Origin of the sequence: Pseudomonas sp. MWU318 (genome assembly GCF_016756945.1) — a bacterium.
Taxonomy (GTDB): domain Bacteria; phylum Pseudomonadota; class Gammaproteobacteria; order Pseudomonadales; family Pseudomonadaceae; genus Aquipseudomonas; species Aquipseudomonas putida_A.
Genome location: NZ_JAESJL010000013.1, coordinates 98,481 through 120,809 on the forward strand (window position 1 = coordinate 98,481; position 22,329 = coordinate 120,809).

The 22,329-nt window shown below is 61.4% G+C and carries 22 protein-coding genes; 15 read left to right on the forward strand and 7 right to left on the reverse strand.

What is annotated here, in order from left to right; all coding sequences use genetic code 11:
- Positions 1-12: 12 nt before the first annotated feature.
- Entirely contained in the window at positions 13-1,389 is a 1,377-nt protein-coding gene (locus JN524_RS24985) for a glutamine synthetase family protein (protein WP_027611689.1), read from the reverse strand.
- A gap of 282 nt (positions 1,390-1,671) precedes the next feature.
- On the opposite strand from JN524_RS24985, the gene JN524_RS24990 reads away from it, so the two are divergent.
- The 5 genes from JN524_RS24990 (at position 1,672) to JN524_RS25010 (ending at position 7,026) form a co-directional block, all read left to right on the forward strand.
- Positions 1,672-2,433, forward strand: coding sequence for a gamma-glutamyl-gamma-aminobutyrate hydrolase family protein (locus JN524_RS24990; protein WP_135296113.1), 762 nt, complete (start codon positions 1,672-1,674; stop codon positions 2,431-2,433).
- 350 nt (positions 2,434-2,783) lie between these two features.
- On the forward strand, positions 2,784-3,926 hold the full coding sequence (gene potA, locus JN524_RS24995; protein WP_041073459.1) for a polyamine ABC transporter ATP-binding protein: 1,143 nt from the start codon (positions 2,784-2,786) through the stop codon (positions 3,924-3,926).
- A gap of 29 nt (positions 3,927-3,955) precedes the next feature.
- Positions 3,956-4,837: an ABC transporter permease subunit gene (locus tag JN524_RS25000; RefSeq protein ID WP_171061872.1), complete on the forward strand. Its 882-nt coding sequence runs from the start codon at positions 3,956-3,958 to the stop codon at positions 4,835-4,837.
- On the forward strand, positions 4,834-5,706 hold the full coding sequence (locus tag JN524_RS25005; RefSeq protein ID WP_103367711.1) for an ABC transporter permease subunit: 873 nt from the start codon (positions 4,834-4,836) through the stop codon (positions 5,704-5,706). The genes JN524_RS25000 and JN524_RS25005 overlap by 4 nt, the downstream gene beginning before the upstream one ends.
- Before the next feature lie 222 nt (positions 5,707-5,928).
- Positions 5,929-7,026 (forward strand): polyamine ABC transporter substrate-binding protein, encoded by a 1,098-nt coding sequence (locus JN524_RS25010; protein ID WP_202371070.1) that lies wholly within the window; start codon positions 5,929-5,931, stop codon positions 7,024-7,026.
- Positions 7,027-7,255: 229 nt separating this feature from the next.
- Here the strand turns inward: JN524_RS25010 and thpR are convergent, their stop codons facing one another.
- A complete protein-coding gene (gene thpR / locus JN524_RS25015) occupies positions 7,256-7,795 on the reverse strand; it encodes an RNA 2',3'-cyclic phosphodiesterase (RefSeq protein WP_202371071.1) in 540 nt (179 codons plus the stop codon).
- Positions 7,796-7,900: 105 nt separating this feature from the next.
- On the opposite strand from thpR, the gene JN524_RS25020 reads away from it, so the two are divergent.
- Positions 7,901-8,095 carry a hypothetical protein gene (locus JN524_RS25020; protein WP_202371072.1) on the forward strand — a complete coding sequence of 65 codons (195 nt, stop codon included), beginning with the start codon at positions 7,901-7,903 and terminating at the stop codon, positions 8,093-8,095.
- A gap of 251 nt (positions 8,096-8,346) precedes the next feature.
- On the opposite strand, the gene JN524_RS25025 is transcribed toward JN524_RS25020, so the two are convergent.
- Positions 8,347-8,700 carry a DUF1428 domain-containing protein gene (locus tag JN524_RS25025; RefSeq protein WP_202371073.1) on the reverse strand — a complete coding sequence of 118 codons (354 nt, stop codon included), beginning with the start codon at positions 8,698-8,700 and terminating at the stop codon, positions 8,347-8,349.
- Between the two features lie 2 nt (positions 8,701-8,702).
- A complete protein-coding gene (locus tag JN524_RS25030; RefSeq protein ID WP_202371074.1) occupies positions 8,703-9,782 on the reverse strand; it encodes a hypothetical protein in 1,080 nt (359 codons plus the stop codon).
- A 303-nt stretch (positions 9,783-10,085) separates the two neighbouring features.
- Here JN524_RS25030 and JN524_RS25035 point away from each other — a divergent pair, with 303 nt between their 5' ends.
- Positions 10,086-10,358 (forward strand): hypothetical protein, encoded by a 273-nt coding sequence (locus tag JN524_RS25035; protein ID WP_003226119.1) that lies wholly within the window; start codon positions 10,086-10,088, stop codon positions 10,356-10,358.
- A gap of 45 nt (positions 10,359-10,403) precedes the next feature.
- Here JN524_RS25035 and JN524_RS25040 read toward each other — a convergent pair whose 3' ends face one another.
- Entirely contained in the window at positions 10,404-10,607 is a 204-nt protein-coding gene (locus JN524_RS25040) for a hypothetical protein (RefSeq protein ID WP_202371075.1), read from the reverse strand.
- A 241-nt stretch (positions 10,608-10,848) separates the two neighbouring features.
- Here JN524_RS25040 and JN524_RS25045 point away from each other — a divergent pair, with 241 nt between their 5' ends.
- The 4 genes from JN524_RS25045 (at position 10,849) to paoC (ending at position 16,651) form a co-directional block, all read left to right on the forward strand.
- The gene (locus JN524_RS25045; protein WP_202371076.1) at positions 10,849-12,603 is read left to right on the forward strand and encodes an L-lactate permease; all 1,755 of its coding nucleotides are present in this window, start codon (positions 10,849-10,851) and stop codon (positions 12,601-12,603) included.
- Between the two features lie 279 nt (positions 12,604-12,882).
- Positions 12,883-13,506, forward strand: a complete 624-nt coding sequence (gene paoA / locus JN524_RS25050) for an aldehyde dehydrogenase iron-sulfur subunit PaoA (protein ID WP_097088855.1) — start codon at positions 12,883-12,885, stop codon at positions 13,504-13,506.
- Positions 13,503-14,459: an FAD binding domain-containing protein gene (locus JN524_RS25055; RefSeq protein ID WP_202371077.1), complete on the forward strand. Its 957-nt coding sequence runs from the start codon at positions 13,503-13,505 to the stop codon at positions 14,457-14,459. Before paoA ends, JN524_RS25055 begins: the two co-directional genes overlap by 4 nt.
- Entirely contained in the window at positions 14,456-16,651 is a 2,196-nt protein-coding gene (gene paoC, locus JN524_RS25060) for an aldehyde oxidoreductase molybdenum-binding subunit PaoC (RefSeq protein WP_202371078.1), read from the forward strand. The genes JN524_RS25055 and paoC overlap by 4 nt, the downstream gene beginning before the upstream one ends.
- A 94-nt stretch (positions 16,652-16,745) precedes the next feature.
- On the opposite strand, the gene JN524_RS25065 is transcribed toward paoC, so the two are convergent.
- On the reverse strand, positions 16,746-17,177 hold the full coding sequence (locus tag JN524_RS25065; protein ID WP_202371079.1) for a (R)-mandelonitrile lyase: 432 nt from the start codon (positions 17,175-17,177) through the stop codon (positions 16,746-16,748).
- Positions 17,178-17,374: 197 nt separating this feature from the next.
- Here JN524_RS25065 and JN524_RS25070 point away from each other — a divergent pair, with 197 nt between their 5' ends.
- Positions 17,375-18,268, forward strand: a complete 894-nt coding sequence (locus JN524_RS25070) for a LysR family transcriptional regulator (protein ID WP_202371080.1) — start codon at positions 17,375-17,377, stop codon at positions 18,266-18,268.
- A gap of 4 nt (positions 18,269-18,272) precedes the next feature.
- On the opposite strand, the gene JN524_RS25075 is transcribed toward JN524_RS25070, so the two are convergent.
- A complete protein-coding gene (locus JN524_RS25075; RefSeq protein WP_202371081.1) occupies positions 18,273-19,232 on the reverse strand; it encodes an aldo/keto reductase in 960 nt (319 codons plus the stop codon).
- 112 nt (positions 19,233-19,344) lie between these two features.
- On the opposite strand from JN524_RS25075, the gene JN524_RS25080 reads away from it, so the two are divergent.
- From JN524_RS25080 to JN524_RS25090, 3 genes are all read left to right on the forward strand, one after another.
- Positions 19,345-20,118, forward strand: a complete 774-nt coding sequence (locus tag JN524_RS25080) for an alpha/beta hydrolase (RefSeq protein ID WP_202371082.1) — start codon at positions 19,345-19,347, stop codon at positions 20,116-20,118.
- A 262-nt stretch (positions 20,119-20,380) separates the two neighbouring features.
- A complete protein-coding gene (locus tag JN524_RS25085; protein WP_202371083.1) occupies positions 20,381-21,247 on the forward strand; it encodes a CAP domain-containing protein in 867 nt (288 codons plus the stop codon).
- Positions 21,248-21,853: 606 nt separating this feature from the next.
- Positions 21,854-22,285 carry a nuclear transport factor 2 family protein gene (locus tag JN524_RS25090; RefSeq protein WP_202371084.1) on the forward strand — a complete coding sequence of 144 codons (432 nt, stop codon included), beginning with the start codon at positions 21,854-21,856 and terminating at the stop codon, positions 22,283-22,285.
- Positions 22,286-22,329: the final 44 nt, after the last annotated feature.

Below are 22,329 nucleotides of genomic sequence, written 5' to 3' on the forward strand. Positions count from 1 at the left end.
GGCGGATGGTCGTTACACCGTATGCAGATACCAGTTGTACTCAAGGTCGGAGATCGAGTTCTCGAACTCGGCCAGCTCGCTTTCCTTGCACGCGACGAACACGTCGATGTACATCGGGTCGATGTACTTGGCCATGACTTCGCTGTCGTCCAGCTCACGCAATGCGTCGCGCAGGTTGTTCGGCAGGCTCTGTTCGTTCTGCTCGTAGCTGTTGCCTTCAACCGGCGCGCCCGGCTCGATCTGGTTGGTCAGGCCGTGGTGAATGCCGGCCAGTACCGAAGCCATCAGCAGGTACGGGTTGGCGTCGGCACCGGCCACGCGGTGCTCGATGCGCACGGCGTCAGCCGAACCGGTCGGTACACGGACTGCAACGGTACGGTTGTCGATGCCCCAGCTCGGCGAATTCGGCACGTAGAACTGCGCGCCGAAGCGGCGGTAAGAATTGACGTTCGGGCAGAGGAACGCCATTTGCGCAGGCAGGGTCTCCAGCACACCGCCGATCGCGTGTCGCAGCGCGGCGTTCTGCTCGGGATCCTCGCTGGCGAAGATGTTGTTGCCTTCTTTGTCCAGAATCGAAATATGTACGTGCAGACCGTTGCCCGCCTGGCCCGGATACGGCTTGGCCATGAAGGTGGTGTCCATCTCGTGGTCGTAGGCGATGTTCTTCACCAGACGCTTGAGCAGCACCGCGTAGTCGCAAGCCTTGATCGGGTCGGAGACGTGATGCAGGTTGACTTCGAACTGCGCCGGGGCGCTTTCTTTGACGATCGCGTCAGCCGGAATGCCCTGCTCTTTCGCGCCTTCGAGGATGTCTTGCAGGCAGTCGACGTATTCGTCGAGATCGTCGATCAGGTACACCTGAGTCGATACCGGACGCTTGCCGGACACCGGCGAACGTGGCGACTGCGGACGGCCGTTCACGTTGTCCTGGTCGATCAGGTAGAACTCCAGTTCGAACGCGGCGCAGATGGTCAGGCCCAGTTCATCGAACTTGCGCACCACGTTGGCCAGCACTTCACGCGGATCGGCGAAGAACGGCTCGCCCTCGATCTCGTGCATGGTCATCAGCAGTTGTGCGGTAGGGCGCTTCTGCCACGGCTCGATGCTCAGGGTGCCCGGGATCGGGTAGCAGATGCGGTCGGCGTCGCCGATGTCCAGGCCCAGGCCGGTGCTTTCCACCGTGGAGCCATTGATGTCGAGGGCGAAGAGCGAGGCCGGCAGGTTGATGCCTTTCTCGTAAACCTTGTGAAGACTGGTGCGCTCGATGCGCTTGCCGCGCACCACACCGTTCATGTCTGCAATCAGAAGGTCGACGTACAAAACCTCAGGATGTTTCTTAAGGAATGCGTTTGCTTCGTTGAGTTGAACGGCACGCAGAGGGACCGACATGATGCACCTATTTAGCTGTTAATTATTATGTTCACCGCTGTTTCGCCGAGCCAGTCAATCCGAAAGGCAAAGTGAAGTCAATAGCGAACACCTGGCCGCTCAGCGTTTATTTTTCGGGCTTTTTTTAACACTCACGTGCCAATGCAGGCGCCGCAAGGCCTGGAATCATGAAGATTGGATGAACGGCGTTTAGAATTTTTTACATGGCAGTTGTTAATTAAAATCAACGAGGCTAAGCTCCGGAAAAGCTCGTTCAAGTGTCAAACTTCGAGGTGAATAAAAATGGCATTCAAGCCATTGATCGGCGTTACTGCGTGCGTCAAACAGATTGGCCTGCACCCCTATCACATCAGCGGCGACAAGTACGTACGTGCTGTCAGCGTTGGCGCTCAGGGTCTTCCAGTGGTCATTCCTTCCCTTGGCAAACTGACTGAAATCGAAGACCTGCTCGGTCAGCTCGACGGTCTGTTGCTGACCGGCTCACCCTCGAACGTGGAGCCCTTCCACTATCAAGGCCCGGCCAGCGAACCCGGTACGGATCACGATCCGGCGCGGGACGCCACCACCCTTCCTTTATTGCGTGCAGCCATTGCGGCGGGCGTTCCGGTACTCGGCATCTGCCGTGGCTTCCAGGAAATGAACGTGGCCTTCGGCGGCAGCCTGCACCAGAAAGTGCACGAGCTGCCGGGCATGCTCGATCACCGTGAAGCCGACAGCCCGGACGTGGCCGTGCAATACGCACCAGCGCATGCCGTGAGCGTGTTGGCGGGCGGCGTGTTCGAAGCGCTAGCGTTGCCGGGCGAGTTCCAGGTCAACTCGATTCACAGCCAGGGCATCGACCGCCTCGCGCCCGGCCTGCGTGCCGAAGCGGTGGCGCCGGATGGCCTGATCGAGGCGATCTCGGTCGAGCACAGTCCGACCTTCGCCCTCGGCGTGCAATGGCACCCGGAATGGCAAGTGCTGGACAACCCGAACTACCTGAAGATTTTCCAGGCGTTCGGTGAGGCTTGCCGGCAACGGGCGACGCGTCGCAGCCAGCGCTGACACCACCCAGGATTTCAAAACTGTTTACTGCCCCCACGGGGTCGGCGGTTGCGCGTGTGCGCATCCGTCATCCGTGAAAACAACAAACCGTAATAACAACAAGTACGACCCAGGCAGCCAGGACGGCGGCGCCGACCAGGTCAGGGTAACCCGCAGCCAATGCGACCCACTGTAGGAGCTGCCGAAGGCTGCGATCTTTTGATTTTGTTTTTCAGAATCAGGATCAAAAGATCGCAGCCTTCGGCAGCTCCTACAGGGGCCGTGTGTGGCGAGGACAGTTTTCCCTGGCTTGCAATCCACTTAAGCCCGGCCACGTTGGCCGAGCGAACGAAACCTGTTGGGAGTTTCACATGGCAAACGCCTCCAGCACTTACCGGAAGGCACTTGAAGGCCACCAGCAACCGAAAAAGGTTCTGGTGAAAGTCGATCGTGTCACCAAGAAGTTCGACGAAACCACGGCCGTGGATGATGTGTCCCTGGAGATCCATCAGGGCGAAATCTTCGCCCTGCTCGGCGGCTCCGGTTCGGGCAAATCGACACTGCTGCGCATGCTCGCCGGTTTCGAGCGGCCAACTGAAGGGCGGATTCTGCTCGACGGTGTGGACATCACCGACATGCCGCCGTACGAGCGGCCGATCAACATGATGTTCCAGTCCTACGCGCTGTTCCCGCACATGACTGTGGCGCAGAACATCGCCTTCGGCCTCAAGCAGGACCGTTTGCCGGCCAGCGAAATCGACGCCCGCGTCGAAGAGATGCTGCGCCTGGTGCACATGACCCAATACGCCAAACGCAAACCCCATCAGTTGTCCGGCGGTCAGCGCCAGCGCGTCGCCCTCGCCCGCTCCCTGGCGAAACGTCCGAAGCTGTTGCTGCTCGACGAACCGATGGGCGCGCTGGATAAAAAACTGCGTTCGCAGATGCAACTGGAACTGGTCGAGATCATCGAGCGCGTCGGCGTGACCTGCGTGATGGTGACCCACGACCAGGAAGAGGCCATGACCATGGCCGAGCGCATCGCGATCATGCACCTCGGCTGGATCGCCCAGATCGGCAGCCCGGTCGACATCTATGAAGCGCCGGTCAGCCGCATGGTCTGCGAATTCATCGGTAACGTGAACGCCTTCGACGGCACCGTAGTGGAAGACCTTGAAGGTCACGCGATCATCCACAGCCCGGACCTGCAGCAGAAGATCTACGTCGGCCACGGCGTCAGCACGTCGGTGCAGGACAAGTCGATCACCTACGCGATCCGTCCGGAAAAAATGCTCGTCAGTACGCTCAAGCCAGAGACCCGCTACAACTGGTCCGAAGGCAAGGTGCATGACATCGCCTACCTCGGCGGCCACTCGGTGTTCTACGTCGAGCTGCCGGGCGGCAAGATCGTCCAGTCGTTCATGGCCAACGCCGAACGCCGTGGCGCGCGTCCGACCTGGGACGACAAGGTCTACGTCTGGTGGGAAGACGACAGCGGCGTGGTACTGCGCTCATGAGAACCTTCAATCAGCAATTCCTGCGCCTGGTGCCCAGCGGGCGAAAATTCGTCATCGGCATCCCGTTCATCTGGCTGTTCCTGTTCTTCATGTTGCCGTTCTTCCTGGTGATGAAGATCAGCTTCTCGGAAGCCGCGCTGTCGATCCCGCCGTACTCGGAGATCTACACCTACGCCGAACAGAAATTCCAGCTGATGCTCAACATCGGCAACTACACCATGCTCGGCGAAGACGAGCTGTACCTGTCGGCCTACCTCGGTTCGCTGAAGGTCGCGGCACTGAGCACACTGATGTGCCTGGTGATCGGTTTCCCGATGGCCTACGCAATCACCAAGGCGAGCAAGGAAGCGCAAAACGTCCTGCTGCTGTTGATCATGATGCCGACCTGGACCGCGATCCTGATCCGTGTTTACGCGTGGATGGGCATCCTCAGCAACAACGGTCTGCTCAATGCGTTTCTGATGTGGACCGGGCTCACCGATCACCCGATCGAGATCCTCAACACCAACACCGCGGTGTATATCGGGGTGGTGTATGCCTACCTGCCATTCATGGTGTTGCCGCTGTACGCCAACCTGGTGAAGCACGATGGCAGCCTGCTGGAAGCCGCCTCGGATCTGGGTTCGAGCAACTTCAACAACTTCTGGAAAATCACCGTGCCGCTGGCCAAGAACGGCATCATCGCCGGCTGCATGCTGGTGTTCATTCCGGTGGTCGGCGAGTTCGTGATTCCGGAACTGCTGGGTGGCCCGGAGACGCTGATGATCGGTCGCGTGCTGTGGCAAGAGTTCTTCAATAACCGCGACTGGCCAGTGGCGTCTGCGCTGGCGGTGGTGATGCTGTTGATCCTGATTGTGCCGATTCTGCTGTTCAACCGCAGTCAGGCCAAAGAGATGGAGGCACGGGGATGAAACGCTTCGGTTTTTCCAAGTTCATGTTGATCTTCGGCCTGATGTTCATTTATCTGCCGATGCTGATTCTGGTGATCTACTCGTTCAACGCCTCAAAACTGGTGACGGTGTGGGGCGGCTGGTCGGTGAAGTGGTACGTCGGCCTGCTCGACAACACGCAACTGATGGGCTCGGTGGTGCGCTCGCTGGAAATCGCCTGCTACACCGCGATTGCTGCCGTCGCACTGGGCACCCTCGCCGCGTTCGTCCTGACGCGGGTCACGCGCTTCAAGGGTCGCACGCTGTTTGGCGGTCTCGTCACCGCGCCGTTGGTGATGCCCGAGGTGATCACCGGTCTGTCGCTGTTGCTGCTGTTCGTGGCGATGGCGCAGTTGATCGGCTGGCCGCAGGAGCGTGGCATTGTCACCATCTGGATCGCCCACACCACGTTTTGTGCCGCCTATGTGGCGGTGGTAGTCTCCGCCCGCCTGCGGGAGCTGGATCTGTCGATCGAAGAAGCCGCGATGGATCTGGGGGCCAAGCCGTTCAAGGTGTTTTTCCTGATCACCATTCCGATGATCGCGCCGTCGCTGGCAGCGGGCGGGATGATGTCGTTCGCCCTGTCGCTGGACGACCTGGTGCTGGCGAGCTTCGTCTCCGGCCCGGGTTCGACCACGCTGCCGATGGAAGTGTTCTCGGCGGTGCGCCTGGGCGTGAAGCCTGAGATCAACGCCGTGGCCAGCCTGATTCTGCTCGCGGTGTCGCTGGTGACCTTCCTGGTCTGGTACTTCGGCCGCAAGGCAGAAGCGAACCGCAAGAAGGCGATTCAGGAAGCGATGGATCAGACGGCGAATGAGGCGTGGCAGCCTCAGCGCGCAGCCACCGCCTAAGCAACACCGATGAACACTGTGGCGAGGGGATTCATCCCCGATGGGTCGCGAAGCGGCCCCAAACCAAGCACTTGCGGTGTAACAGGAACACCGCATGCAATGGTTTGGCGACTGCTTCGCAGCCGATCGGGGATAAATCCCCTCACCACAGCAAGCTCCCTCGCCACAGGTTTTACGTACACCCGGTTTGTGTTTTTGAATAAAAAAAATGGAGTTTCACCGATGAAAATGTTTGGCAGGACTCTGCTGACACTGTCCTTAATGGGCGCAATCGCCACGGGCGTCCAGGCCAACGACAAGGTGCTGCGTGTTTACAACTGGTCCGATTACATCGCGCCGGACACCGTCAAGAAGTTCGAAGACGAGACCGGTATCCAGGTGACCTACGACGTGTTCGACAGCAACGAAACCCTTGAGGCGCGTTTGCTGGCGGGCAAATCAGGCTACGACATCGTCGTGCCGTCCAACAGTTTCCTGGCCAAGCAGATCAAGGCCGGGGTCTATCAGCCGCTCGACAAAACCAAGTTGTCGAACTGGAAAAATCTCAACCCGGTGCTGCTGAAAAACGCTGCCGCCAGTGATCCGGACAACGCCCATGCGTTCCCGTACATGTGGGGTTCGATCGGCATCGGCTACAACCCGGACAAGGTCAAGGAAGTGCTCGGCGCCAAGGCTCCGACCAACTCCTGGGACTTGCTGTTCAAGCCGGAAAACGCCGAGAAGCTGAAAGCCTGTGGCATCAGCTTCCTCGATTCGCCGACTGAAATGATCCCGGCCGCCCTGCACTATCTGGGCTACCCGGTGAACGACAAGGACAAGGCGCACATCCTCGAAGCCGAAGCACTGTTCATGAAGATCCGCCCGTACGTGGCGTACTTCCATTCCTCGAAGTACATCTCGGACCTGGCCAACGGCAATATCTGCGTGGCGGTCGGTTACTCCGGTGACGTGCTGCAGGCGAAGGCCCGCGCGGTGGAAGCCGGCAACAAAGTGCAGATCGATTACAGCATTCCGAAGGAAGGTGCCGGCAGTTTCTATGACATGGTCGCGATCCCGCGCGATGCGGCGAACGTCGAGAACGCCTACCTGTTCATGAACTTCCTGATGCGCCCGGACATCATCGCCGAGATCACCAACAGCAACGGCTACAGCAACGCCAACTCGGCGGCGACGCCACTGGTGGACGAAGCGATCCGCAACGATCCGGGTTCGTATCCATCGCAGGCGGTAATGGCGACGTTGTATGCGGTGCCGGATCAGCCGATTGCCACGCAACGAATCATGACTCGCGGCTGGACCCGGGTGAAGCTCGGTAAATAACTGACACCGCCCCCTGTAGGAGCTGCCGAAGGCTGCGATATTTTGATCTTGCGTCTAAAAAACAAAGTCAAAAGATCGCAGCCTGCGGCAGCTCCTACACAGGGATGTGGCGTAGCTTTTCCGTTCACGCAGCGCCTTACCACCGCTGCACCCTGCAATGAACGGCCTCACCTGGCTCCCTCGGCTCAGGTGAATTTTCAGGCGCCCTCGGGCGCCTTTTTTTCTGCGCTCAATTCAGCGGCCAATCCTGCAGAATCCGGTAGCGGCCCTTGTGCGATTCAAACAGGGCAAAACGCTCGGCGCGCAGGAAAAACTCCGGCGGCGTGGCGGCTTCCGGCTCCGTTGCACGGTAGTCTCGGGCGAGGGTCAGGTGCGGGCGAAACTCGCGTGGTGATTCTTCGAAGCCGAACGGCAGCATCGCCTGCTCCAGCGCATACACCAGACGCAACAGCGCCGGCGGCGCCTGCTCCGGCGCCAGCGACAGAATTCCGGCCCGATGCCAGACCTGCAGACGATCCAGCGCAATCCGTAACGGCTCACCCGGCGTGCGCACCTTGCCAGCGGCTTCGCAGACTTCATGGATCTGCGCCAGCGGTACGGCACCGAGGAACAGCAGCGTCAGGTGAAAGTTATCCGCCGGCACCGCTTTGCCGGTGCGCAACCCCAAATCGCCACGCCACTGAGCTATGGCCTTGCGCTGCGCCGGTGGGCAGTCGAGGGCAAAAAACAGTCGCTTGAACGGTTCATCCCTGCGCGCATCATCGGTCATGTGCCAACTCCTTCGCTCGTCGATCAGCCGATTCTACACAGGCTCCTCTGACGACTGGCGACAGCCGGCTATAGTTCAAGGATTGCCATCGAACCGGAGGTCGCCATGCGCGAGATCCTCAGCAAAGAACCGTGGTGGGCCCGGCCACCCAGCCCCGGGCAGGATGAAACCGAGCTGGAATGGGGCTGGCTGGTGCATTACAGCGAAGGTGAACCGCGTTTCGAATTCGTCCGCGAACGGCCCACGGACGAGCAGATTCGCAACCGCAAAGGCTGCCGGATCACCCCCTCTTCAGAGTGACCACCACCCCATGTGGGAGCGAGCCTGCTCGCGAAAGCGTCCGCACATTCAGCCTCACATTGCCTGACACGCCGCTTTCGCGAGCAGGCTCGCTCCCACACTGGATTTGTGGCGTGCCCATAATCGTCGCCATCCGCAAAACCCTGTGGGAGCGTGGCTTGCCCGCGAAGAGGCCGGCACATTTTGCAAACCCGCTGACTGACACACCGCCATCACGAGCAGGCTCACTCCTACACGGAATCTGGTGAGTTTCAGGATTCAAGAAGGTTCTTAAAGCCACCAAAAATCATGCGCTGACCATCAAACCCCATCGGGTTGACGTCCGGTTGCATGCGCGGGTCTTCCATCATTTTCGCCATGCCGGCATCGCGGGTGGCCTTGTCGGGCCAGATCAGCCAGCCGGACGACACCGTCTCGCCTTCCTTGAGTTTTACCGCCATCGGGAATGACGTGACTTTACCTTCCGGCACGTCATCGCCCCAGCACTGAACCACCTCCTTCGCTCCGTATTCCTTGAACAGTTTCGCGGCGATCTCACAGTGTTTTTTGTACTGTTCGCGATTGGCATTCGGCACGGGTGCTACAAAAATATCGATGTAAGCCATGATCACTCTCCTTGCACGTTGGGTTCGATCTGCCGGGTAGTCGATTGCGGCGGCTGCCATTCGACACGATTCACGCCCTGCCCGACCGACGGTTGTTCGCCCCCGCCAAGGCTGCCCTCGACCTGCCCGGCGATATGCAGGGTTCCGGCCATGACCCCGGTGGTCGGGTTCTGCAGCAATTTCGCCCAGGCCTTGTCGAACGTGCTGCCCAGGCTGCTGCGAATCAGCGCTTCGCTGTCGGGCCGGTCGTTGGCCTGGATGATCGCGCGGATGCCCGCCACGCCGATCGAGATCACCCCGCCGACCAACTTGCCAGCCGCAGCCGCCACCGCACTGGCCGCTCCACGCGGAGCCATTTCCGCTTCCATCCGCTGACTGGCGCGTTTGGCCACGGGGGCCATACCGGCGTCGGTCGAAGCGATGCCCTTGCTACCGCCTTCGGTGTGGATCTTGTCGATCAGCGCGGCATACGCCGGCAAGGTGTTCAGCGGTTCGGTGCTGATGATTTGATAGAGCGACGCATCCCGCGCCGGCGGCGGCCCGAGGGCAATCGCCGGGACTTTCTGCAGACGCCCGTTGAGCTGGGCCACCGGCACACCGTAACGCTGGGCGATGAGCGGCATCTGCTGGGCCATCAGTTGCGCGTAGAACGCCGTGGCCTGACCGAGGATCGCGTCCGGATCGATCTCCACCGCCACCGGTGCCAGCACTCTTTCCTGATATTGCTCAAGCAGATAGCTCGCCAGGCGCTTGGCCGACGCATCCTGCTCGCCGCCGGCACTGATGGTGTACCAACTGACCTTCATCGACAGCCATTCCTGGGTCCAGTAGCTGCTGAACCACGGAATGAAATTTTCTTCAGTTTGCTGATAGACGCGAGTGCGCCAATGTTCCATCGAGCCACGGGCAAATACTTTGACTTGCTCGGTGGATTGCTGCGAGGCGCTGACGATGTCGCGATCGATCTGCTGCCAGGTCGCCGCCGATACCACCACTGCTCGCGGCGCCACCGGGGCCCGCGCCGAGGAGGCACAGCCAGCCAGCAGACACAGTGCGGCGAGGCTCAGCGCACGCAGGTTCACGGTGGTGGAGTCCTTGAATGGAGGAAAACAGCATTGAGTATAGGTGTGTCAGTTTCCGAGGATGTTGGCTGTACCGACGCCATCGCTGGCAAGCCAGCTCCCACAGAGATCTTCAGTGGCCATGAATCCAATGAACACCCGAAAAACCTGTGGGAGCTGGCTTGCCAGCGATGAGGCCAGTCAATCCACCACACCTCTCAACCATCAACGCCGTCGATATTCACCATCGCCACGATTGCCTTCCGCCCGCCGCCCGGCGAAGGCACGATTGACCCATCCGAGACGCAACGAGGAGTACCCATCATGATTCGCACCATCACCCTCTCCGTGAGCTTCCCGGTGTTCGGCAGCAACTACTACGACCAGCAAGTCGTCTCGCGCAAGACCCAGGCGCTGCTGTTCAACGAAGATTTCGACGATGTGCTGATGCCCGCCGCGAGCAATCACTTCAGCAATGAAGTGGTCGGCATCAACGATCAGTTCCGCTTTCTGAGCGACATACTCGCCACCCATTTGCTGGATCTCGAGGCCACAGCGCCTGCGCATTCCAGCGTCCGGGCGAGCGCTCACTTTTAATCGGCGAGGGCGTTCCCGTTGCGGGAACGCCCTTTTGATTTCTACTCAGTCGTCGTCGCGATCACGATAGTAACGACGCCCGTCGCGACGACCATCGTCGCGGTCATCCCAACGCCGGTCATGGTCGTAATAGCGACCGTGATCACGCTCGTAATGTCGTCCGTGGCGATGATCATCAAAGTCCGCCACACAGCCAGCCAGCAAAACAGCGGCGAATATCGTCAACAGCAAGGTTGTTGCACGCTTCATTCAAACTTCCCTAACACCAAGGTCTTGACCACGGAACGGCTGTCACTGCCCGCGCCTGCAGGACGCAGTGCGCGCAGCCGCTGATACGACCGGACAAAAGGACTTTGATTCACTGCCCGACCACGACCGTTGATCGGCCCGCCGCCGGCATCCGGGCGGCGGCGAAATGCCACCTATACTGCTGCTTAGCGACTCCCACGCAACGGATCTGCGCCTCGATAACAACAAGCAGAGGTGGACCATGGTCTGGCAGCAAATTTACGACCCGTTCGGCAACCCGTTGATCTCCACGCTCATGGCTGCGGTGCCGGTGGTGGTGATGCTCGCGGCGCTGGCGTTCTTTCACGTCAAGGCGCATCTGGCCGCTCTGTTGGCGTTGGCGTCGGCCCTGCTCATCTCGATCTTCGCCTTCGGCATGCCGGCGAGCATGGCCGGTTCGGCGGCGCTGTTCGGCGCCGCCAATGGCTTGCTGCCGATCGGCTGGATCGTGCTCAACATCATCTTTCTGCATCGCCTGACCACCGAGAACGGCTCATTCAAAGTGCTGCAGGACTCCCTCGCTCGGATCACTGATGACCGGCGTTTGCAGTTGCTGCTGATCGCGTTCTGCTTCGGCGCGTTTTTCGAAGGCGCGGCCGGGTTCGGCACACCGGTGGCGGTGACCGGGGCGATTCTGATCGGCCTCGGTTTTTCGCCCTTGGCCGCCTCGGGGCTGGCGTTGATTGCCAACACCGCCCCGGTGGCGTTCGGCGCCCTCGGCACGCCGATCATCACCCTGGCCAAGGTCACCGGGCTGGACGAGATGGAGCTGTCGATGATGGTCGGTCGACAGCTGCCGTTTTTCTCGGTGCTGGTGCCGTTCTGGCTGATCTGGGCGTTTGCCGGGTGGCGCAAGATGCTGGAGATCTGGCCGGCGATTCTGGTGGCCGGGGTCAGCTTCGCGGTGCCGCAATTCCTCGTGTCGAACTACCACGGGCCGATGCTGGTGGACGTGATCGCCGCGCTGATTTCCATGGCCTGCCTGACCCTGTTTCTGCGGGTCTGGAAACCGGCGACGGTGTACACCTCAGCCGCCCTGTCCGGGCGGGTCGACAACTCCAGGGTCGAGGAAGAAACAGTCACCGCCAGCGGCGCCTTCCGCGATCAGGCGCGCCCGGCGGTGATGCGTGCGTGGATGCCGTGGATCATCCTCACCGTGTTCGTGTTTGCCTGGGGCACCCAGGGCTTCAAGAACATCTTCGACGTGCGCCCGGCGCTGGATCCGGTAACCCATTCGGTGAAACTCGATGCGCAAGGCAAACCGCTGAATGAGGCCAACCCGATTTTCTCGCCAGCGCTGACCTTCACCACCCTGCACCTGCAAGTGCAGAAAGTCCCGCCGGTGGTGCCGGCGCCGAAAGCCGAGGAAGCGATCTACAAGTTCACCTGGTTCACTGCCACCGGCAGCGGCATCCTGCTGGCGGCAATTGTCGGCGGGCTGCTGATGGGCTATTCGATCCCGCAACTGATCAAGCAATACCTGCGCACGTTGTGGGTGGTGCGCTTTTCGCTGATCACCATTGCGGCGATGCTGGCGCTGGGATTTCTCACGCGTTATTCCGGACTGGACGCCACCATGGGTCTGGCGTTTGCCGCGACCGGGGTGTTCTACCCGATGTTCGGCACCCTGCTCGGCTGGCTCGGCGTGGCGTTGACCGGCTCGGATACGGCCTCGAACGTGCTGTTCGGCGGACTGCAACGGGTGACCTCGGAACAACTGGGCATCAGCCCGGTGCTGATGGCCGCAGCCAACAGTTCCGGCGGGGTGATGGGCAAGATGGTCGACGCGCAATCAATCGTGGTCGCCTCCACCGCCACCCGCTGGTATGGGCATGAGGGCGAGATTCTGCGCTACGTGTTCTTCCACTCGATCGTGCTGGCGGTGCTGGTGGGTGGTCTTGTCACCTTGCAGGCGTATGTGGCGCCGTTTACGCACATGGTGGTCGGCGGGCATTAAACACAATCCCTGTGGGAGCGGGCTTGCCCGTGATAGCGGTGTGTCATTCATGCGAAAGGCTGACTGACACGACCTCATCGCTGGCAAGCCAGCTCCCACAACGTCAAGTGTCGCCCAGCGTATTAATGAATCCTGCGCATAACTCTATAGCGCAAATCCGCAAAAACCTTTTCCCCTCCGCGCAGGTCATTCCAAGAACGAGACCGGTAAACATGCCGGCGCGCCCGTTTGGGCCCTTCAATCCCTGCCGTCCTGATTAAGCCAGAGAGGAATCGAAGCATGACGATTTCCCGACGAAGATTCCTGATCCTCGGCGCGGTGACCGCCACCGCGTTTGCAATGCCCCCCTTCATTAGCCTCAAGGCCTACGCGGCCAGTCTGGAGCAACCCGCCATGGCCAAACTGACGATCAACGTCAACGGTAAACCCCAAGCCCTTGAGGTGGACAACCGCACCACCCTGCTCGACGCCCTGCGCGAGCACCTGCACCTGACCGGCAGCAAAAAAGGCTGCGACCACGGCCAGTGCGGTGCCTGCACCGTCATCGCCGACGGCCGCCGAATCAACTCCTGCCTGACGCTTGCGGTCATGCACGAGGGCAGCGAGATCACCACCATCGAAGGCCTCGGCATGCCCGACAACCTGCACCCGATGCAGGCCGCGTTCATCAAGCATGACGGCTACCAGTGCGGCTATTGCACGCCGGGGCAGATCTGTTCGGCGGTGGCGGTGCTCAAGGAAATCCGCGAGGGCATTCCCAGCCACGTCAGCCCGAGCCTGACCGAAGCCCCGCAACTGATCGCCAGCGAATTCCAGGAACGCATGAGCGGCAACATCTGCCGCTGCGGCGCCTACTCGAACATCATCGAAGCCATCACTGAAGTCGCGCAGGTGCCAGCATGAGAGCGTTCAATTACAGCCGCGCCGATTCCCCCGCCGCAGCCGCAACGCTGGCGGCGCAGGTCGAAGGCGCGAAGTTCATCGCCGGTGGCACCAACCTGCTGGACCTGATGAAACTCGACATCGAAACCCCGTTGCACCTGATCGACGTCAACCACCTGGGCCTCGATCAAATCGAAGCCACGCCTGAAGGCGGATTGCGCATCGGCGCGCTGGTGCGCAACACCGATCTGGCCGCTGACAGCCGCGTGCGCAAGGATTACGCGTTGCTCTCCCGCGCCCTGCTCGCCGGGGCCTCGGGCCAGTTGCGCAACATGGCGAGCACCGCCGGCAACCTGCTGCAACGCACCCGCTGCCCGTACTTCTACGACGTCAATCAGGCCTGCAACAAACGCCAGCCCGGCAGTGGCTGCGCGGCGATTGGCGGGGTCAGTCGTCAATTGGGGCTGATCGGCGTCAGCGACGCCTGCATCGCGACCCACCCGAGTGACATGGCGATTGCCATGCGCGCCCTCGATGCGCAGGTTGAAACGGTGAAGCCGGACGGCAGCACACGCAGCATCGCCATCGCCGATTTCCATCAACTGCCAGGCAATACGCCGAACATCGAAACCAGCCTCACGCCCGGCGAGTTCATCACTTCGGTAACCCTGCCGGCCCCGGTTGGCGGCACGCACATTTATCACAAGGTGCGCGATCGCTCGTCGTACGCTTTCGCGCTGGTGTCGGTCGGTCTGATCCTGCAAAAGGACGGCAGCGGCCGTGTGGCGGTCGGCGGTATTGCGCCGAAACCGTGGCGGGTGGAAGCCGCCGACGCGTTGCTGCCCAAAGGCGCAAAAGCCGTCAGCGAACGCTTGCTCGACGGTGCCACGCCAACCCACGACAACCAATTCAAACTGACCCTGGTCGAGCGCACGCTCGGCTCGGTGTTGGCGCAAGCGAGGGATGAAGCATGAAGTTCGACACGCCCGCCACCACCAACCCGATTGACCAGCTCAAGGTCGTCGGCAAACCCACCGACCGCATCGAAGGCCCGCTGAAAACCAGCGGTCAGGCGCCATATGCCTACGAGCAGCACGAGGCCGTGGCGAATCATGCTTACGGTTTCATGGTCGGCTCGGCCATCGCCAAGGGCCGCATCAGCCACATCGATCTCGACGCTGCACAAGCGGCGCCCGGCGTGCTGGCCATCGTCACCGCCGCCAATGCCGGCAAGCTTGGCAAAGGCCAATACAACTCGGCGCCGCTGCTCGCCGGGCCCGAGGTGCAGCACTATCACCAGGCCGTGGCGCTGGTGGTCGCCGAGACCTTCGAACAGGCCCGCGCCGCAGCGCAACTGGTCAAGGTCGACTACGTCGCGGCCAAAGGCGAGTTCGAACTGGCCAACGTGCTTGACCAAGGCGTCGAAGACGACGAGTTGCCCGATGTCACCCACGGCGATTTCGACAAAGCCTTCGCCGCTGCGCCGGTGCAGTTCGACCAGACCTACACCACTCCCGATCAGTCCCACGCGATGATGGAGCCGCACGCGACCCTGGCCGCATGGAAAGGTGATCATCTGACCTTGTGGACCTCCAACCAGATGATCGCCTGGAGCGTCGGCGACGTCGCCACGACCCTTGGCCTGCCCAAGGAAAACGTGCGCCTGATCTCGCCGTACATTGGCGGTGGCTTCGGCGGCAAACTGTTCATTCGCGCCGACGCGATCCTCGCCGCCCTCGGTGCGCGCCTGGCCAACCGCCCGGTGAAAGTCGCCCTCGCCCGCCCGCAAATGGCCAACAACACCACCCACCGCCCGGCCACGATCCAGCGCATTCGGATGGGCGCGACGGCGGACGGCAAGCTCAGCGCCATCGCCCACGAAGGCTGGTCGGGCAACCTCAAGGACGGCAAGGTCGAAGTCGCCGCGCAGCCGAGTCAGTTGCTTTATGCCGGGGAAAACCGCCGGGTGACCATGCGCCGGGCGCCACTGGATCTGCCCGAAGGCAATTCGATGCGCGCGCCGGGTGAAGCACCGGGGCTGATGGCGCTGGAGATCGCCATGGACGAAATGGCCGAGCAGCTCAAGCTCGACCCGGTGCAGTTCCGCATCCTCAATGACACCCAGGTTGATCCGGTGAAAACCGAGCGTCCGTTCTCCCAGAGACGGCTGATCGAATGCCTGCAGACCGGTGCCAAGAAATTCGGCTGGAACCAGCGCAACGCCACACCCGGTAGCCGTCGCGAAGGTCGCTGGCTGATCGGCATGGGCGTTGCCGCCGCGTTTCGCAACAACCTGCTGCTGAAGTCCGGCGCCCGGGTGCGGCTGGAGCGCGACGGCAAGGTCACGGTGGAAACCGACATGACCGACATCGGCACCGGCAGCTACACCATCATCGCCCAGACCGCGGCCGAGATGATGGGCGTGGAACTGGCGGACGTCAGCGTGCATCTGGGGGATTCGACCTTCCCGGTATCGTCCGGCTCCGGTGGCCAGTTCGGCGGCAACTGCTCGACTGCCGGGGTGTATGCCGCGTGCATGAAACTGCGTGAAGCGGTGGCGACGAAGTTGGGCATGAGCGGTAGTGACGTCGAGTTCGCCGACGGTCAGGTGCGCGCCGGCGGCAAGGCCCTCTCGCTGCGTGATGCGGCAAAAGATGGCGTGGTCGAGGCCGAGGACAGCATCGAATTCGCAGACCTCGCCAAGCAGTATCAGCAGTCGACCTTCGGCGCGCATTTCGTGGAGGTTGCGGTGGATGCAGCGACCGGCGAAGTCCGCGTGCGGCGCATGCTCGCCGTCTGCGCAGCGGGACGGATTCTCAACCCGAAAGCCGCGCGTAGCCAGGTGATCGGCGCGATGACCATGGGCGTCGGTGCGGCGCTGATGGAAGAGCTGGCGGTGGACAAACGGCTGGGCTTTTTCGTCAATCATGACCTGGCCGGATACGAGGTGCCGGTGCATGCCGACATCCCGCATCAGGAGGTGATTTTCCTCGACGAAACCGATCCGATTTCATCGCCGATGAAGGCCAAGGGCGTGGGTGAACTGGGGATTTGCGGCGTGAGTGCAGCGGTGGCGAATGCGATCTACAACGCCACCGGGGCGCGGGTGCGCGAGTATCCGATCACCCTCGACAAGATCCTCTCTTCCTTGCCGCCGATGATCTGACTCCCTGTAGGAGCTGCCGCAGGCTGCGATCTTTTGACCTGGTTTTTGAAGATCAAGATCAAAAGATCGCAGCCTGCGGCAGCTCCTACAGAGGTCAGTTCGGGTACTGCGCCGCGCTCACCTGCTCCATCCACTCCACCACTTCACCGTCCAGCACTTCGGCAATCGCAATGTGCGTCATCGCCGTGGTCGGCGCGGCGCCATGCCAGTGCTTCACCTGCGGCGCGATCCACACCGTATCGCCGGGACGGATCTGTCGAACCGGCTGACCCCACTCCTGCACAAAACCTGAACCGGCGGTGACGATCAGCGTCTGACCCAACGGATGGGTATGCCACGCGGTGCGTGCGCCGGGCTCGAAGGTCACCGTGGCGCCGCTGACACGCGCGGCATCGCTGCCTTTGAACGGTGCATCGACCCGCACAGTGCCGGTGAACCAGTCTGCCGGGCCTTTGGCTGAGGGCTGCGAACCATTTGTGGTAACAGTTACCCCCGGGGCGTGCTCAGTATCAGCAATCGAATTCATCGCAAAACTCCAGATTTATACAGAATCTCCCTGTAGGAGCTGCCGCAGGCTGCGATCTTTTGATCTTGATCCTGAAAAACAAAATCAAAAGATCGCAGCCTGCGGCAGCTCCTACAGGGAACTTGCGTCACTTTAGCGGGCCGTATTCTTTAGATAATCGACTAGAATTCGAAAAAACTTATGCAGGACACTCATTAATGCTTCGAGAAAACGCCAGTGACCTGCTCGCCTTCCTTGCCGTGGCCCGCGAGCGCAGCTTCACCAAAGCCGCAGCCAAACTCGGCGTCTCGCAATCGGCGCTCAGCCATACCATCCGCGCCCTTGAAGCGCGCCTGGGCCTGCGCCTGCTGACCCGCACCACGCGCAGCGTCTCACCCACCGAGGCTGGCGAACATTTGCTGCAGACCATCGGCCCGCGCTTCGAAGAGATCGAACAGGAACTGGCGGCCCTGAGCAACCTGCGCGAAACCCCGGCCGGCCGGATCCGCATCAGCGCCACCGACCATTCGCTGAACTGGCTGCTGCGCCCGGTGCTCAAGGAATTCCTGCCCCAGTATCCGGACATCGCCGTCGAGGTGATCTGCGATTACGGTTTCGTCGACATCGCCGGACAAGGCTTCGACGCCGGCATTCGGCTGGGCGAAGACGTGGCCCAAGGCATGATCGCCACCCGCATCGGCCCCGACATGCGCATGGCGGTAGTCGGCTCCCCGGCCTATTTCGCCAACCGTACACGCCCGCAAACACCAAGAGATTTGACCGACCACGCCTGCAACAACCTGCGCCTGCCCACCAACGGCGGGCTGTACACCTGGGAATTCGAGAAGGGTGACGAAAGCCTCAAGGTGCGAGTGTCCGGGCAAGTCACGCTGAATGGCGTCTACCCGCTGCTCGACGCCGCACTGGATGGTTTCGGCCTCAGCTACATTCCGGAAAACATCGTCGCGCCGCATCTGGCCGACGGACGTCTGGAGCAAGTGCTGGCAGACTGGTGCCCGACGTTTGCCGGTTACCACCTGTACTACCCGAGCCGACGACAGGCGGCGCCGGCGTTTGCGCTGTTGGTGGAGGCGTTGCGGTATCGCGGTTGACCGCCTACCCCAGCAGCGCAATCAACTGATGCCGCTGCGCATCGGTGAGCATCGGCCCGAATCCGGCGCCAGCGTTGTCGGCCATGTAGCGCGGATTGCCGGTGCCGGGAATCACGCAAGTCACCGCCGGGTGCGACAGTAGGAACTTCAACGCCAGTTGCGGCCAGCTGTTGACCTGCACGTCCGAGACCCAGGCCGGCAACGATTTGCCCTTGAGCCGCGCGAGCAACCCGCCACCGCCGAACGGCCGATTGCAGATCACCGCCACCCCGCGCGCACGGCACAGCGGCAGAATGCGTTTCTCCACGCCACGGTCGTCGAGGGCGTAGTTGATCTGTAAAAAGTCGAGCTGTTCGGCCTTGAGTACAGCTTCGACTTCTTCATAGGCCGAGGGCGTGTAATGGGTGATGCCGATGTAGCGAATGCGTCCCTCGGTTTTCCATTCGCGCAGGGTCGGCAGATGGGTTTGCCAGTCCAGCAGGTTATGGATCTGCATCAGGTCGATGCGTTCGGTGCGCAGCAGACGGAAAGACTGCTCCATCTGTGCGATGCCCTCCTTGCGCCCGCGGGTCCAGACCTTGGTCGCCAGAAACGCGGGTGAACGCGGTTCGTGAATCGATAGCAGCTCGCCACTGGTTTGCTCGGCGCGGCCATACATCGGCGAGCTGTCGATCAACGTGCCACCCTTTTTGAACAGCTCGTCGAGCACTGCTGGCAATAGCTTATAAGCCGGATCGCCGGGGGCAACGTCGAAGCCGCGATACGTGCCCAGGCCCACCATTGGCAGAGGCTCGGAGCTGGAAGGGATGGCGCGGGTCTGCATGGTCTGGTCTCCTGCCGTGCTGGGCGAAGTGGCAGTCGGCGTGATGGCAGTGGCCAACGCCCGGTCAAAGGTCAAGACCGCCGAAACCCCGGCAGCCAGCGTAAGCAAGCGGCGCCGGGAACAACCCTCAGTGTGGCTCATGCGGGTTCCCCTGCTGCGTGAATCTGTTGCACGTTGTGTGCGACGGCGGTCGGCCCGATTCGCTGGACTACACTGCGACTGCGAACACCCGCGCCCCGTTAAAGTTAGCCGAATGTCCAGAAAACTGATGTCACTCGTCGCCTTGCTCATCGCCCTCTACCTGTTGCTGTGTGCAGCGCTGTTCATTTTTCAGCGCTCGCTGATCTACTTTCCCCAATCCGGCAGCGCCGTTACCGCGCCGGAGTCCCGGATGAAACTGGTGATGCGGGATGCTGATGTCTGGGTGACCGTTCGCGAGCATGCCGGGCCGAAAGCGCTGATCTACTTCGGCGGCAATGCCGAGGACGTGTCGCGCAATCTATCGTCGTTCAGTGCAGCCTTTCCCGACTACGCGGTGTTTTTGCTGAACTACCGGGGCTTCGGTGGCAGCAGCGGCTCACCTTCGGAAGAAGCGATTGCCGAAGATGCGTTGGCGCTGTTCGATCAGGTGTACGCCAGCCATCCAAAGATTGCCGTGATCGGGCGCAGCCTGGGTTCCGGGGTGGCGGCGCGGCTGGCGAGTCAGCGTCCGGCGGAGATATTGATTCTGGTGACGCCGTACAACAGCCTCGAAGATATCGCCGTCCGCCAATATCCGTGGCTGCCGGTGAAATGGCTGCTGAAGGATCGCTTCGAGTCGGGCCGCTATGCCGCGCACATTCGTGTGCCGACGTTGCTGTTGGCGGCCAGCGATGATGAGGTGATTCCTCTGGCCAGCACACAACGACTGCTGAAGAGTTTCCCCAAAGGCGTGGCGACCCTGCGGGTGGTGCCGGATTCAGGGCACAACTCGATTTCCGAGCGGGCGCAGTATCTGCAGTGGATCCAGGAAATGCTCAATCGCTGATAGTCGATTATTGCGTTGGCTGAACTGGCCCCTTCGCGAGCAAGCTCGCTCCCACAGAGGTACGCATTGCCAAGGTGGGAGCGAGCTTGCTCGCGAAGGGGCCAGTTCAGACAACACAAAGTCCGGCTCGCCTGCCCCGCATCAGCCCTGCAAAAAAGCCAGGTGGCCAGCATGAACCAAGTCCGAAAAGCCCAGTCCTAGTGGCGCCGCAATTCGCGGCTGCCCACTTCAGCACTGTCCTTTTCCCTGAGTCTGCCGTCCCATGCGCCATGTCGTTCGCTCATCACGCTTCGTTTCGCTGTGCCTGCTGATCCTTGCCCCACTGTTCACCGAGACCACCCACGCCAGCGAGGAGCGGCAACTGGTGGCCGCGATCAACGACTACCGCGCCCATCCGCAACGCTGCGACCGCCGCCCGGCCCAGCGCCTGGCACCACTGTCGCTGAAATCGAACCTGGCGTTGCCGATCGGCTATGGCTACGGCGGTGGTTTGCGCGAGACGTTGAAGTCCTCGGGTTATTCGGCGGTGGCGGTACGCAGTATCCACATCATTGGGGCCGGGGATGCCGAGGAAGCCTTTGAGCAGTTACAAGACAGCCACTGCAGCGCGCTGCTTGACACCCAGTACGCCGACATCGGCGTCAGCCGCTCCCGTGGTGAATGGCAAGTGGTGCTGGCGCAACCGGTGCTCGACAGTCGTGTCGGCGACAACCGCAGCGTCGGCAAGGCCCTGCTCGCCGAAGTCAACGCCGCCCGGGCACGACCACGGATGTGCGGGCGCCAACGCTTCGCCGCCGCCCGCCCCCTGAGCTGGAACGCCGCGCTGGGCGCCGCCGCACAAGGCCACAGCAAAGCCATGGCCTACGGCAACTATTTCGCCCACCGCGACCCGGACGGCGACCTGCCGGCGGATCGCGCCCGGGCAGCGGGTTATCGGGGACGGCAGATCGGCGAAAATATCGCCGCCGGGCAGAGCTCACCGGGCAAGGCGATGGCCGGATGGCTGGCCAGCCCCGGCCATTGCGCCAACTTGATGAACCCGATGTTCACTCAGGTCGGTGCCGGGTTCGCCAGTGAGGCGCGCAGTGATGAAGGGGTTTACTGGACGATGGTGTTCGGGGCGCCTTGATTCGCTTGAGAGGTTTCAGTGACGCTACTGGCCTCTTCGCGAGCAAGCCCGCTCCCACACTGGATCTGTGTTGTTCACAAATCCATGTGGGAGCGGGCTTGCTCGCGAAGAGGCCGGTACAGACACCCTCAATCGCTTGCGCCGCCTCCCGGTTCAGTCCAGTTCGGTGTGATGCGAGAAGTTACAGCGCAGTAGAAACAGTTGCGCCCTTCGACAAAAAGGGCGCTGGAGTCTGGTGTAAAACGACCGGGGTTCAGACCGGAGAAATCGTCGCAAGCATTCCGATCAGAATGGTCAACGTCAGAAACCCACCGAGGAAAATCGCCATTTTGTTCATGCTGCTCTCCTTAATGTTGAGCTTGCGGTGCACCGGGCGCTTCGGGATGAAGGGCTGCCGCGGGCGACCGAATTGCCGGGCTATTCTGAGCGCCTGACTGAGCCGGTTACAGAGGCAGATCCAACAGAAAAATACGGATCAGATGCCCATCTGATCCGCTCCGGCCATGCTCTGGTATTCAGATCGGCACACAACGGTTCGAGATCCGCCGCTTTGAACTAGAGTGATTGCCGTCGCGCGAAGAACAACAACAATTCCAGGAGTGGTCAATGTCCGAACTGAACCTGCACCCCAACGCCGCCGAATCCCTGAGGCGCTGGCACGAGATGATCCGCACCGGCAACCTCAAGGCCTTGCCCGAACTGCTCGACCCGAACGCGGTGTTTCGCTCGCCCATGGCCCACTCGCCCTACCCCGGCGCGCCAGTGGTGACGATGATCCTCAACACCGTATTCGACGTGTTTGAAGATTTCAAATACCACCGCGAACTGGTGACTGCCGATGGTTTGAATGTGGTGCTGGAGTTCAGTGCCAAGGTGGGGACGAAAGAACTGAAGGGGATCGACATGATTCGCTTCGATGAGAGCGGGAAAATTGTAGAGTTCGAGGTGATGGTGCGGCCGTTGAGCGGGTTGCAGGCCCTCGGCGAAGATATGGGGCGGCGGCTTGGTGCCTATCTGGCAAACGCAAAACCTGTGTAGGAGCTGCCGCAGGCTGCGATCTTTTGATCTTTTTTTTGAAAATC

Excerpts from the sequence above, each read along its gene's own strand:
- JN524_RS25020 (WP_202371072.1), top strand. The coding sequence starts at position 7,901 with ATGCGCGAGATCCTCAGCAAAGAACCGTGGTGGGCCCGGCCACCCAGC.
- JN524_RS25005 (WP_103367711.1), top strand. The coding sequence starts at position 4,834 with ATGAAACGCTTCGGTTTTTCCAAGTTCATGTTGATCTTCGGCCTGATG.
- thpR (WP_202371071.1), bottom strand. The coding sequence starts at position 7,795 with ATGACCGATGATGCGCGCAGGGATGAACCGTTCAAGCGACTGTTTTTT.
- paoA (WP_097088855.1), top strand. The coding sequence starts at position 12,883 with ATGACGATTTCCCGACGAAGATTCCTGATCCTCGGCGCGGTGACCGCC.
- JN524_RS25040 (WP_202371075.1), bottom strand. The coding sequence starts at position 10,607 with ATGAAGCGTGCAACAACCTTGCTGTTGACGATATTCGCCGCTGTTTTG.
- JN524_RS25085 (WP_202371083.1), top strand. The coding sequence starts at position 20,381 with ATGCGCCATGTCGTTCGCTCATCACGCTTCGTTTCGCTGTGCCTGCTG.
- JN524_RS25035 (WP_003226119.1), top strand. The coding sequence starts at position 10,086 with ATGATTCGCACCATCACCCTCTCCGTGAGCTTCCCGGTGTTCGGCAGC.
- JN524_RS25090 (WP_202371084.1), top strand. The coding sequence starts at position 21,854 with ATGTCCGAACTGAACCTGCACCCCAACGCCGCCGAATCCCTGAGGCGC.
- JN524_RS24990 (WP_135296113.1), top strand. The coding sequence starts at position 1,672 with ATGGCATTCAAGCCATTGATCGGCGTTACTGCGTGCGTCAAACAGATT.
- JN524_RS24985 (WP_027611689.1), bottom strand. The coding sequence starts at position 1,389 with ATGTCGGTCCCTCTGCGTGCCGTTCAACTCAACGAAGCAAACGCATTC.
- potA (WP_041073459.1), top strand. The coding sequence starts at position 2,784 with ATGGCAAACGCCTCCAGCACTTACCGGAAGGCACTTGAAGGCCACCAG.
- JN524_RS25070 (WP_202371080.1), top strand. The coding sequence starts at position 17,375 with ATGCTTCGAGAAAACGCCAGTGACCTGCTCGCCTTCCTTGCCGTGGCC.
- JN524_RS25075 (WP_202371081.1), bottom strand. The coding sequence starts at position 19,232 with ATGAGCCACACTGAGGGTTGTTCCCGGCGCCGCTTGCTTACGCTGGCT.
- JN524_RS25080 (WP_202371082.1), top strand. The coding sequence starts at position 19,345 with ATGTCCAGAAAACTGATGTCACTCGTCGCCTTGCTCATCGCCCTCTAC.
- JN524_RS25055 (WP_202371077.1), top strand. The coding sequence starts at position 13,503 with ATGAGAGCGTTCAATTACAGCCGCGCCGATTCCCCCGCCGCAGCCGCA.
- paoC (WP_202371078.1), top strand. The coding sequence starts at position 14,456 with ATGAAGTTCGACACGCCCGCCACCACCAACCCGATTGACCAGCTCAAG.
- JN524_RS25010 (WP_202371070.1), top strand. The coding sequence starts at position 5,929 with ATGAAAATGTTTGGCAGGACTCTGCTGACACTGTCCTTAATGGGCGCA.
- JN524_RS25025 (WP_202371073.1), bottom strand. The coding sequence starts at position 8,700 with ATGGCTTACATCGATATTTTTGTAGCACCCGTGCCGAATGCCAATCGC.
- JN524_RS25065 (WP_202371079.1), bottom strand. The coding sequence starts at position 17,177 with ATGAATTCGATTGCTGATACTGAGCACGCCCCGGGGGTAACTGTTACC.
- JN524_RS25045 (WP_202371076.1), top strand. The coding sequence starts at position 10,849 with ATGGTCTGGCAGCAAATTTACGACCCGTTCGGCAACCCGTTGATCTCC.